Below are 13,083 nucleotides of genomic sequence, written 5' to 3' on the forward strand. Positions count from 1 at the left end.
ACTCACCTGCATTCTTACTTGATCATTAAAGCTTGGTCAGCGCTGATTGCAGCGTCCTGTTACTTTAACTGAGTATTGATAATTTTGGTACGCTTGCTCTTCGGGCTGGTCAGGGCCACAGGGGCACCTAATGACTTTGAAAAGCGCGATTTAGAATCTCCCGGGCCACTTTATCCCCATCGTGGAAAACACCGCGATCGTGCAATGATAGGAAATCATTGGAGATCACGCGATCACACTGGGATCGCAAACCGGCGAAATCGTGACCGACTGGCAATAAATATTCATCATACTTTTGATAGTCCAGATAATTGGCGGGCACCGGTTCGCTATTGACCAAGACGGTATTGACCCGTTTGGCGCCTAGATGCTGATTGATCACCGCCACATGATCCGCGTCGGAGAAATGTTCCGTTTCACCCTTTTGCGTCATGATGTTACAGATGTAGATCACCTCCGCCGAACACTGAAGTAAGGCCTCGCTCAGGTTCCGCACCATCAAGTTAGGTAGAATACTGGTAAACAAACTCCCGGGGCCCAAGACGATCACATCGGCATCTTGGATCGCCGCGATGACCTGGGGCACGGCTTCAGGCTCTTTCGCTTGATCATTGGTGTCCGTCACCCAAACCCGCTTGATCTGCTTGCGCTGGCCTGAAATCTCGGTTTCACCAGCAACAACGGTCCCATCAAGAAATTCCGCGTTTAGGGTCAGCGGATCATTGGCCACTGGGAATACATGTCCATCCACCTGCATCATTTGCGACAATTTTTGGACCGCGTCGAAAATATTGTGATCCATTTCGGTGAGCGCGGCGATGATCAAATTGCCGATCGCATGGCCGGCGAAGAAGGAATCCTGACTTTCAAAGCGATATTGGAAAATATCCAAATAAGCCGGTGACATATCCGACAAAGATACCAACACATTACGAATATCACCAGGCGGCACCACGTTGATATAATCGCGAATAATGCCGGAGGAGCCGCCATCATCAGCGACCGTCACGATCGCCGTGATATCGGCGTTTTGTAAATGCAAACTCTTTAAGATCACAGGCAGCCCGGTGCCACCACCGATCACGACCACTTTAGGCCGGCGTCCTTTGATGACACGGACAATTCGATTACTCCGACTCATGAGCGATTCACCGTCTCTTTTCGTTTTGTCAGATCACGATGGGTGATGTCAACCGGATAGTCCGCCTGCAAATCATCGCCGATCCGCTGAGCCAGCGCCACCGACCGATGCTGACCGCCGGTACAACCGATGGCGATCGTCAGCGAAGTTTTCCCTTCTTTGACATAACCAGGCAAGGCCGTTTCCAGCATCGCCATGAACTGCCGATAAAACACATTCGTAGCTGGTTGTTGATTAACATAGGCCGCCACCGCTGGATCCAAGCCGGTTTTCTGCTTAAGTTCAGGCAGATAATACGGATTGGGTAAGAAGCGAACGTCCATCACAATATCGGCGTCGATCGGCAACCCGTACTTGAAGCCGAAAGACATCACTTCAATATGGAAAGTGGGCAAGCCACTGGACTTGAATTGCTTAAAAATCGCTTCCCGCAATTGCCGCGGGGTCAGATCCGTGGTATCAATGATCGTCTGCGCGCGATTACGCATCTCTTGTAACAAGGCGCGCTCTTTCGAAATGCCATCTAATAAACGGCCTTCCATCGCCAACGGATGGGACCGACGCGTTTCTTTATAACGACTGACCAATTCCTCATCCGACGCGTCGAGAAACAGAATCCGCGTGCTCACCACATGACTCTCATCCAAGTCGGTCAACATCGTAATGATTTCATCATAAAACGACCGCGCGCGCAGATCCACGACCAACGCCACTTTAGAAATTTGCCCAGTTTGACGAACCAGTTCCCAGAATTTCGGCAACAAACTAGGTGGCATATTATCCACGCAAAAATAGCCCAGATCCTCAAAAGACTGGACCGCCACGGTTTTGCCAGCACCGCTCATCCCGGTAATGATCACGAGTTGCAATGAATCTGTTTTTGCCATCAGCACACATCCCTTTACTCATCATAGTATAACATACCGGGCGTTTCTTTTTCTAGTTCAACCCTTAGCCGCGATGGGCAATCGCCACGATCACGTTGTTGATGCCGAAAATCACGAAATAGAGCGCCAATAACATGGTCAACGTCAATAAAGATGACAGCGGATTAAAGATCAACATCAAGGCCACCACCACGCTAAGGATCTCTAAGATCAGCGCCGCCCAGAAATAACCCCGGCCGAAACTGCGCAAATGACTGACCACAACCAGGCCGATCAATGAGTCGATCAAGAACCAAGTCGCGAACACATAGGCGATCACAATCGCGCCGGCGTAAATTTTAGTGATAAAGACGATACCGATCAAGATATCCAAAATACCCGCGATCAGCACAAAAATACTCGTCCCACTGAGATAATCACGATAATGGAAGAAGTTCCCGATCCAAGAAATCCCCTGCACGATCGCCATGATCCCGAACAATAACACGATACTCACGATCGAAGCTGATGGTTTCGCGAATAGGAAGAAACCCGCAATCAAATAAATAATACCGGACATAAAGGCCGGCCAATCAAAACCCCAAGATTTTTGCCGCCAGAACATAATATTCCTCCTCAAACACTCTGAATTTGAAACGTGTTCGCCACCCCAGTGCTTTCCGCTTAGCTACGCGATTGTTCCGGAAGCATGGTGCGGCTTCCAAAATAATTGCTTGGCTATTTGCTCAAGCACTAACCAGGCTGGCTCACACTCTGAATCAAAAAAATATAGCTAGTTTTAGGATAGCAGTTTGACCGAACATGTCAACCTGAAATCGTGTTGATCATAACGCCCTGATTGGCTTTAAAAAAGCTCTCGCCAAATTGACGAGAGCCACTGTGGATGGCGAATGTTTGCCACCGATAGATTTGATTATTTGAGGTGCCCAGCGCTTATTCCTGCACGGTTCTGGCAACCCTTGCCGCCAGGATGGCGTCTTTTACACTGCCACCGCTGCATTTAAAACCGCTGTGAATTGAAGCTGCTTGCAAAATACTAGCGTTTAGCTTTGGTTTTCGCCTCGCTGGCCAACGTTCGTTCCCGATCACGTTGTAACACTGGCGCCAAATACTGACCTGTGTAACTTTCCGCCACTTGGGCGACTTCTTCAGGCGTGCCGGTGGCGACGATCGTTCCCCCACCTTCACCGCCTTCAGGACCAAGGTCGATCAGGTAGTCGGCGGATTTGATGATATCCAAATTATGTTCAATGATCAAAACCGTATTGCCATCATCGACCAAGCGATTCAAAACTTCCAATAAACGCTTGATATCGTCTGAGTGCAAGCCTGTCGTCGGCTCATCCAAGATATATAAGTTGTGACCAGGTGATTGTTTGTGTAGCTCCGAAGCCAGTTTCATCCGTTGAGCCTCACCACCAGATAAAGTGGTGGCCGGTTGGCCCAATTGGACGTAACCGAGACCGACATCGACGATCGTCTGCAATTTACGGCGGATCTTGGGAATCGCGCTGAAGAAATCCAAGGCTTCAGCGACGGTCATGTTTAAGATCTCGGCGATATTTTTGCCCTTATAGGTCACTTCTAGGGTCTCGGAATTGTAACGTTGCCCGTGACAAACCTCGCAAGGGACATAAACATCGGGCAAGAAGTTCATCTCGATCTTGATAATGCCGTCGCCTTTACACGCCTCACAGCGCCCACCTTTGACATTGAAGCTGAAACGGCCCTTCTTATAGCCGCGCAGCTTGGCCTCATTGGTTTGGGCAAACAGATCGCGCATATTATCAAAGACCCCGGTGTAAGTCGCCGGATTGCTCCGCGGCGTCCGTCCGATCGGGCTTTGGTCAATATCGATCAGGCGATCGATATTCTTGTATCCCAGCAGACCGCTGTACTTGCCCGGTTTGGTCGAATTGCGATTCAGCTTCTGCGCCAAAGCCCGTTTCAAGATCAGATTGACCAAGGTTGATTTCCCCGATCCGGAAACACCGGTAACCACGATAAACTTACCTAAAGGAAAATCAACGTCGATTTGTTTCAAATTATTTGCAGCCGCGCCTTGGACCGTGATTTTTTTGCCATTGCCGGGGCGGCGTTGCAATGGTAACGGAATAAATTCCTTGCCAGACAAGTAGCGCCCGGTCAAAGACTTAGAATTACGCGCGACTTGGGCCGGAGTTCCCGCCGCCATGACGCGGCCACCTTGCTCGCCGGCGCCGGGGCCGATATCGATCAAGTAATCAGCGGCGCGCATGGTGTCTTCATCATGCTCGACCACGATCAGGGTATTGCCCAAATCACGCATTTTCTTCAATGAGGCGATCAACCGATCGTTATCCCGTTGATGCAAGCCGATCGAAGGTTCATCCAAGATATACATGACCCCGGACAAATTAGAACCGATCTGTGTGGCCAAACGGATCCGTTGGGCTTCCCCACCAGACAAGGTTCCCGCTGCCCGTGACAAGGTCAAATAATCCAAGCCCACATTTTGTAAGAAGGTCAAGCGATCTTGAACTTCCTTGAGGATCGGCTTGGCGATCGTCTGCTTTTGCTCCGACAAAGTCAATCCACCGAAAAATGGTAAGGCGTGCTTCACCGCGAACTCAGAAACTTCCGCGATATCCTTACCGGCAACTTTGACAGCCAGCGCTTGGGGGTTGAGGCGCGCGCCATGACAAGTTTCACAGGTCAACTCGGTCATGTATTGGCGCATGACTTGGCGGGTGAAGTCGCTACTGGTGTCGTTATAACGCCGTTTCACATTGGGAATGACCCCTTCGAAAACCGTGTCCACATCGCGTACCCCGCCGAAATCATTTTCATAATGGAAGTGGAAGGTTTGCTCGCCAGAACCATACAAAACCAGTTGGCGTTGTCGCTCGGTCAACTTGTTGAATGGCTTATCCAAATTAATGCGAAAAGCCTTGCTCGCCTGTTCCAATAGTTCGGGATAATACTGGGAGCTGATCGGATTCCACGGCGCCAAAGCACCCTGACGCAAGGTTAAGCTAGGATCAGGAACGACCAGATCCAAATCAACTTCCAACTTGACTCCGAGGCCATCACAATCCGGGCAAGCCCCAAAAGGCGCGTTGAAAGAGAACAAGCGCGGTTCCATCTCGCCGACCGTGAACCCACAGATCGGGCAAGCGTAATGTTCAGAAAAAACCAACATTTCGCCGCCGATCACATCCACATTGGCATAGCCTTCGGACAGACGCAAAGCCGCCTCTAAGGAATCAAATAACCGCGAACGGATCCCATTCTTAACAACTAAACGATCGACAACGATGTCGATATCATGTTTCTTGTTCTTGTCCAGCTCTAATTCATCGCTGATTTCATGCAACTCACCGTCGACACGTAGCCGCACGTAACCTTCGCGCTTGATCATGTCAAAGGCTTTCTTGTGCTGACCCTTCTTCCGGCGGACGATCGGCGAGAAAATCTGCACCTTCGTTCGCTCAGGCAACTGGAGGACACGATCGACCATTTGATCCACCGACTGACTGGAAATCACGGTGCCATCATTGGGACAGATCGGTGTTCCCACCCGCGCCCACAGGAGCCGCAGATAATCGTTGATCTCGGTGACCGTCCCTACGGTTGAGCGGGGATTCTTCGAAGTTGTCTTCTGATCGATCGAGATCGCGGGACTGAGCCCGTCAATACTATCCACATCTGGCTTGTCCATTTGCCCCAGAAATTGCCGCGCGTATGCGGATAAACTCTCCACATAACGCCGCTGCCCTTCCGCATAAAGAGTGTCAAACGCCAATGAACTCTTTCCGGAGCCTGACAATCCGGTGACAACGACTAATTTATCCCGCGGGATGGTTACATCAATATTCTTTAAGTTGTGGGCGCGCGCGCCATGGATCACAATCTTATCATTCGCCAAAATTAAACCACCTCAGTCTTCAATTCCATGATCATATCGCGTAAATTCGCCGCGTTTTCGAAGTCTAATTCTTTAGCGGCCTGTTGCATTTGTTGGGTCAAGCTGGCCACCAGATCTTTCTTCTCGGCCTTACTCATCTCATCAACGTTAAGCTCAGCCGCGGTTTCCGCCACTTGTTCATCACCCACCGATTTCGTCGCGGTAATGGCGTCACGAATCGGTTTAATGATCGTCGTCGGCGTCACGTGATGAACTTCGTTGAATTTCTCTTGAATCTCCCGGCGCCGATTGGTTTCCCGAATGGCCACATCCATTGAATCAGTTATTTTGTCGGCGTACATGATTACTTGCCCATGAACGTTCCGCGCCGCGCGACCGATTGTCTGGATCAACGGTCGTTCGGAGCGCAAGAAGCCTTCCTTATCCGCGTCCAAAATCGCGACCAAAGACACTTCCGGCACGTCGATCCCTTCACGCAAAAGGTTGATCCCCACCAAAACATCAAATTTGCCTAAGCGCAGATCCCGAATGATCTGGGTCCGCTCCAAGGTCTTGATGTCACTATGCAGATATTTGACCTTGATTCCCAAATCTTTCAAGTAATCAGTTAGATCTTCAGCCATTTTCTTCGTCAAGGTGGTGACAAAGACCCGCTCATGTTGCTCGGTGCGTTGGTTGATCTCGCCCACCAAATCATCGATCTGGCCCATGATCGGCCGTACTTCCACCTTCGGATCCAACAAGCCAGTCGGCCGGATCACTTGCTCCACCACATCATTGGTCGCCGCCAATTCATAGGGACCCGGTGTCGCCGAAACGTACATGATCTGGTGCACGTGCTGCTCGAATTCGGCCAAGGTCAGCGGCCGGTTATCCAGCGCGCTAGGCAACCGAAAACCATAATCCACTAACATTTGTTTCCGTGCCCGGTCCCCATTGTACATCCCGCGAATCTGCGGCATGGTCACATGAGACTCATCGATCATAATGTTGAAATCAGGTGGGAAGAAGTCCAACAACGTAAAGGGCGGCTCGCCTTCCGCCCGACCTTCCATATGACGCGAATAGTTTTCGATCCCAGAGGTGTAGCCCATTTCTTGCATCATTTCGATATCGTAAGTGGTCCGCTGCTCCAAACGTTGCGCTTCTAGCAACTTATTCTGCCCACGTAGTTCGACCAGACGTTGATCCAACTCTTTTTGAATCCGGGCGATCGCTTCCGTCATCTGAACATCATTGGTCATAAAATGCGTCGCCGGGAAAATTGAAACCTGTTCCCGCTCGCCAATAACTTCGCCGGTCAGCGCGTCTACTTCCACGATCCGATCGATCTCGTCGCCGAAGAATTCAACACGTAACGCGTGGTCATCTCGCGAAGCTGGGAAGATCTCGACCACATCGCCCCGAACCCGGAAGCGGCCCCGCTGAAAATCAATATCATTGCGATCAAACTGCAAACCGACAAGCTGACGCAATAGGTCATTGCGTTCAACTGTCATGCCTTCCCGCAATGAGAGCACACTATCCCGATATTCCCGAGGATCACCTAAACCGAAAATACACGAAACCGAAGCGACCACCACCACATCGTTACGTTCCAACAAAGCGCTGGTCGCCGAGTGCCGCAACTTATCGATCTCATCATTGATCGAGGAATCCTTCTCAATGTATGTGTCACTGGATGGCACATAAGCTTCAGGTTGATAATAATCATAATAACTGACGAAATATTCAACCCGATTGTGAGGAAAGAACTCCTTGAACTCACCATAGAGCTGACCCGCCAAGGTCTTATTATGGGAGATGATCAGCGTGGGTTTATTCAACTTGGCAATCACATTCGCCATCGTGAACGTCTTCCCCGTACCCGTAGCGCCTTGCAGCACCTGAGCCTTCTCACCCTGTTCAAAGCCTTGGATTAGTTGCTTGATGGCCTGACCCTGATCGCCGGCCGGTGAATATTTTGAAACTAATTCAAATTGATGATCTGTCTCGCGTTTTAACAAATTTTGACCCCCAAACACATCCGAACATAAAAGCCCTTGATGCCAGACTGGCCATGAAGGGCTTTACGATCAACAATAAACTCAATCAAACAGGTCGCCTGTTCACGACAGTCATGCCAGAAACAAAGCAACTTTAACTATGTTTCAGTGTACCACACCGAACATATTTTCGCTATCTTTTTGCTAGTTTTCCCCTGAACTGACGCGAAGAAAAATCAGAGATCAGCGGGCAACAATTCTCGCGTTGCGCGCAGCAAGCGATCACGATCGGCGAACTCCTCTTGAAGCAGTTCAGGCAAGACTTCCTTCAAGAAATATTGAACCGAAGGCCGTTCGCGGAACAGTAAAATCGTCGTCAAACTCTCCCGGAAAATATCCAAAAAGACAGATTGGGGATTGCCCTTCTCGATTTCGCCAAATGATTCGTACAACAAATCAACTTTATCCGCAATCGACAAGATCTGGCCTTCCAGCGTTTCATCCTTTCCTTCGGCTAACCGGCGAGCATAACGATCCTGCAAAAATTCCGGCACTTCATTTTTGATGAAATTTTGCGTCATCCGCGCTTCAACTTCGGCCAACTGATGGCGCAGTTCCGGCGTCGCATACTTGACAGGCGTCTTGATGTCACCAATAAAGCGCTCCGTGTAGTCGTGATTAAGCGCCTTTTCGTAAAGTCGCTGCCAATCCACCTGCGCACCGTGGATCTCTTCGATATCGCCTAACATTTGCGCGATTTCCGCGACCTTGAATGAATGGGCCGCCACCGTGTGCTCCTGATATTTGAAAAAACCTGGCGCTCGATTCAGTGTTTCCAGATTACTCAATCCTTGTAGATAAGCGTGCATTCCCATGAGTTGGCCTCCATTCATTACTTGTATCTTGATCTAAAATTTTATCTATTCTAGCACAAGATATGGTAGCGTGCAACCAAATCAGGTTCATCATCCCGATTGTGGCGAAAGTCAGACAGCGATTCGATCGTCGAACTACAAAAAAGTCTGGTCTGACTGATCGGTCTAGGTAGCGGACTTGCTTGCCACGGAGCGCATCACTTATTTCAAGTCAAGCATGCCTATTCCAAGCATACCTATTCAATGATCGCTTCGAATAACGCCGGTCGAAGCATACGGCTTGACCGCGTTAGCGCTGATCCCAGCTATTTACAATGGCAGCACGACTTCCCAGATACCATCTTCATGTATTTCAAAAATCATTGTGTTCAACCTTCTTTCCCTTGAATAGATTTGGTATAGTTATTATATAATTCACTAAAAAAAGATGACGATTAGCCCCCTACTTCGTCTAAAATAAAAAGGTGATCTGATGAATCATTCCTCACTAATTAGGCAACCCAGAATTGAAAGAGGTCTCTCCCAAGAAAGATTGTCAATTGGTATCTCAAAACGCAGTACGCTCGCTTCCTTCGAAAAACAGGGGACTAGAATTTCTTATGCCATCCTGATCCAATATTTAGAACGAATGAACATCACACTAGAAGAGTACCAATTTTTGCTTGATCACACCAAAGTCAGCGAGAAACGCGAGATTTCGGCCATTTTTTATCACAAATCGAGTCAAAGTTTCGATGAGAATTTCTCAGTATTTCTTAATCAAAAATACCGTGAAACCGCCGATAATTACTATCTGATACTCAAAGCAGAGTATTTACTGATCATGAGCAAAAAAGAAGGTTGCAATTTGGCTAGCTTTACGGAAAGCAAACAAATCATCCAATCATACCTAGACATGATTTCAACATGGGGCAGGTTCGAACTATCGATCTTTATCAATACCATGTATTGTTTTGACGATGATTATATTCTTTTACACTTTAAGAGATCGATTCAGAAGATGAAAGGCTATCTGGATAATCTTTACTACAGTAGAGATATTCTGGCTTTCTTGATCAACGGCGTCACCTTGGGCTATGAACGAAAATCAAAGGCCCTCTTTGATGTTTTCCAACCGCAATTGCACTTTTTGGCGACGGAGCTTAAGAACGTGGAGGCCAATCTGATTTGGAAAGTATTCAACTTTCTAACCACTGACGAGCGTTACAGTAGACAGCGCCGGGATGAACTCGTGGCTGTGCTTGACTACCTAGGAAAAGAAAGATTAATCAATTATCTGGAGACGAATCTCGAAAGTTCATCTGATGCAGACCTTTGATAATTCCTATGACGAAATAGCGGTCAAAATAAACCTATCCGCAGAAAAGTCCGCCATAATAGATTTCAAGCCCGAATAATTCATGCTTTGCCTCACGAGTTTGCTCTCCCAGCGCCCGCCAGATATTGAATGAATTATTTAGGCCAAGATAAGCTCCCTGATTGGACGAGGCTCAGGTGGCGAACACGTTTGAGAAAGATGATGGAGATCATACTAAGCAGGATAAATCACACAAAACATTTGCGACGATTGGCGCAATTGAACCAGAATCAGCCATAATTAATGGAATCTAGACATGAATGCGGGTGAATAGACAATGACAAAGAAACAGTTATTCATGAAAGTCGCAGAGACTATCCTGATGATTATCTTATACTATCTTGTTTTCAACTATCATTTAGGAAAGCATGTCCAGATTCTACTTGGTTTGGTCATGATCGCTATTATTTGGCTTCCAGATAGTCTTGTAAAACGAAAGGGAGAGTAGTTCCAAAATCATCAAAGTCAGGCTCTTCTCTGGCTCAGCTCACCTCGGCATCGCAAACGTTCGCTACCACTTTAGGCTGTGTTATTCCTACTCAGACTGATCGTTAAACTGACCGATGATAGAACGCATGCTAACATTTTGGGAGGGCGTTTTGTGCCACCTTTTTATCCACCTGCATAGCGGGTGTTTTTTTATTTCGTCGGCTCAACTGAACCCGGCCACACTAGCAAAAGCACTTTATTAAATATTCCGCCCAGTTTGCGGATAGGCTCAAACTTGCCCAGCAACCGCCTCAGGGCGTGTGGCTCAGCAGTGAGATTTGTCTTAGTGATTTATCACTTAGACAAAGCCCTGATTTTGAGACAAGCCGCGCCCTTTGCGGATTGGCTCAAAACAGCGTCCACTGCGTTCCAGCCACGACAAACGTCCTGAGGCGGTTGCGTCACCATCAAACCCAGCGCATCTGCAAGTCCAACAAAAAAATCCTCAAGCCAACTCGACTTGAGGATGAAAACATTACTGTAAACGGGGACTCAACGCTGCTTGGTAGCGATCAAGTTTTTGCAGACCAGCCGCTTCACTGTCCGCGACCACACCGAAATATAGCTTGATCTTCGGCTCGGTCCCAGACGGACGCACTGCGATCCAAGTTTCATCTGCTAAATAGTATTTCAAAACATTAGCTTTGGGTAACGCCAGTTTGCTGACCGTGCCATCGGCCAAGGTTGCGGTTTGCGCTTGATAATCCTCCACGCGCGTAACCGCGACGTCAGCGACTGCGCTAACTGGGTTCTGCCGAAATTCGGTCATGACTTGGGCCATCTTTTCTTGGCCAGCCAGGCCTTCGAAATCAAAGGAAACGGTTCGTTCTTGGAAATGCCCAAATTCGCGATAAAGACTTTGAAGACCGTCATACATGGTCAAGCCCTTTTCCCGATAATAAGCGGCCACTTCCGCCAAAAGGACCGCGGCCTGCATGGCGTCTTTGTCGCGAACGAAGGATTTGACCAAATAACCATAACTTTCCTCGAAGCCGAAGAGGAAGTGGCCTTGGCCGGTAACTTCCATTTGTTCGATCTGCTCGCCGATATATTTAAAACCGGTCAAAACGTTGCGGGTCTCGATATTATAGTGAGCGGCGACTTTAGCTGGAAATTCGCTGGAAACGATTGATTTGACAATCACCCCGTCAGCGGGCAACTTGCCTTGGGCCTGATAAGCTTCCAACAGATAGTTGACCATCAAGGCGGCAATCTGATTACCCGTCAATAAATGATAGTCACCATTTGGTTGCCGCACGGCCGCGCCTAACCGATCCGCGTCAGGATCCGTGGCGATCAATAGATCCGCCCCGGTTTTCTTGCCAAGGGCTTCCGCCAATTCGAAGGCCTTAGGAAATTCTGGATTAGGAAACGGTGTCGTCGCAAATTCAGGATCCAGGATCGCCTGTTCAGGAACAACTTGGATCTTGGTCAGGCCCGCTTGACGGAAAACGCGCTCATAGAGCATTTTTCCGGTACCATGGAGCGGCGAATAAACCAATGTGAAATCCGCGGCAACTTTCTTGATCAATTCAGGTTGGACAGTAACGGTGGCTAATTGGGCCAAGTAGGCTTGGTCCACATCTTCACCGACCAATTGCAGCAAATGAGCGTCGCGTAACTCGTTCTGGCGCATGGACTTGATCTGGAAAAGATCAGTCACTTTCTCGATATAAGCGACGATCTGCCCCACTTCTTCTGGTGGCATTTGCCCACCATCAGGTCCATAAATTTTATAACCATTATATTGCTTCGGATTGTGGCTGGCCGTGATCATGATCCCAGCGTAGGTGTGTAAGTGACGCACCGCAAAGGAAAGTTCTGGCGTTGGCCGCAGCGAATCGAACACGTAACTCTTGATGCCGTGGGCGCCTAAGACACCTGCCGCAACAAAAGCGAACGCTTGCGAATGATAGCGGGAATCGTAACTGATTGCCACGCCGGCTGCTTTTTTCTCAGCAGAAAGTTGGTCCATAAAGCAAGCTAGCCCTTCAGTCGCCTGTTGAACGGTGTAAATATTCAACGCGTTGATCCCAGGGCCCATCACGCCACGCATTCCCGCCGTACCAAACTCCAGGGGCTGAGTAAACGCCTCTTGTAACGCCGCTTCATCGTGCGCCATCGCGGTTAGATCTTGCCGCAGATCAGTGGTTAGATCTGCCTTTTGCCAAAGTTGATAATTATCCTGCCAACTCATCAAAAAACCACCTTTCATTACTGGTTCCATTATACCTGATTCCCTGTGACTGAACAGCCTTCACCGGGAAAATTCGGCGTTTTTATTGGTCTAGATCAAATCATAACCACCCGTAAAACGGGTGGTTTGCTCCAGGGCTATAAGCCCTATGTACTGGCCAGCGTCTCAAGGCGCTGGCTTTTATAATTCAAAGCCAAACTGCGTTTGTCACTTCTGCCACCGCTTTAAGCGGTGTTTGTACTACT

The 13,083-nt window shown here is 48.7% G+C and carries 8 protein-coding genes; 1 reads left to right on the plus strand and 7 read right to left on the minus strand.

What is annotated here, in order from left to right; all coding sequences use genetic code 11:
• Positions 1–127: 127 nt before the first annotated feature.
• The 6 genes from EKM94_RS09955 to EKM94_RS09980 form a co-directional block, all read right to left on the minus strand.
• On the minus strand, positions 128–1,141 hold the full coding sequence (locus EKM94_RS09955; RefSeq protein ID WP_125601255.1) for a gluconeogenesis factor YvcK family protein: 1,014 nt from the start codon (positions 1,139–1,141) through the stop codon (positions 128–130).
• Positions 1,138–2,028: an RNase adapter RapZ gene (gene rapZ, locus EKM94_RS09960; RefSeq protein WP_125601258.1), complete on the minus strand. Its 891-nt coding sequence runs from the start codon at positions 2,026–2,028 to the stop codon at positions 1,138–1,140. Before rapZ ends, EKM94_RS09955 begins: the two co-directional genes overlap by 4 nt.
• A 64-nt stretch (positions 2,029–2,092) precedes the next feature.
• Complete coding sequence (locus EKM94_RS09965; RefSeq protein WP_125601261.1) at positions 2,093–2,632, minus strand: HdeD family acid-resistance protein; 540 nt, start codon at positions 2,630–2,632, stop codon at positions 2,093–2,095.
• A gap of 432 nt (positions 2,633–3,064) precedes the next feature.
• A complete protein-coding gene (gene uvrA, locus EKM94_RS09970; protein ID WP_125601264.1) occupies positions 3,065–5,935 on the minus strand; it encodes an excinuclease ABC subunit UvrA in 2,871 nt (956 codons plus the stop codon).
• 2 nt (positions 5,936–5,937) lie between these two features.
• Complete coding sequence (uvrB, locus tag EKM94_RS09975) at positions 5,938–7,941, minus strand: excinuclease ABC subunit UvrB (protein ID WP_125601267.1); 2,004 nt, start codon at positions 7,939–7,941, stop codon at positions 5,938–5,940.
• A gap of 215 nt (positions 7,942–8,156) precedes the next feature.
• Positions 8,157–8,795, minus strand: coding sequence for a YfbR-like 5'-deoxynucleotidase (locus EKM94_RS09980; RefSeq protein WP_125601270.1), 639 nt, complete (start codon positions 8,793–8,795; stop codon positions 8,157–8,159).
• Between the two features lie 472 nt (positions 8,796–9,267).
• On the opposite strand from EKM94_RS09980, the gene EKM94_RS09985 reads away from it, so the two are divergent.
• Positions 9,268–10,113, plus strand: coding sequence for a helix-turn-helix domain-containing protein (locus EKM94_RS09985; RefSeq protein WP_125601273.1), 846 nt, complete (start codon positions 9,268–9,270; stop codon positions 10,111–10,113).
• Between the two features lie 1,003 nt (positions 10,114–11,116).
• On the opposite strand, the gene EKM94_RS09990 is transcribed toward EKM94_RS09985, so the two are convergent.
• Positions 11,117–12,838 (minus strand): phospho-sugar mutase, encoded by a 1,722-nt coding sequence (locus tag EKM94_RS09990; protein ID WP_125601276.1) that lies wholly within the window; start codon positions 12,836–12,838, stop codon positions 11,117–11,119.
• Positions 12,839–13,083 lie beyond the last annotated feature (245 nt).

This window comes from Lapidilactobacillus achengensis (assembly GCF_003946655.1).
Taxonomy (GTDB): Bacteria; Bacillota; Bacilli; order Lactobacillales; family Lactobacillaceae; genus Lapidilactobacillus; species Lapidilactobacillus achengensis.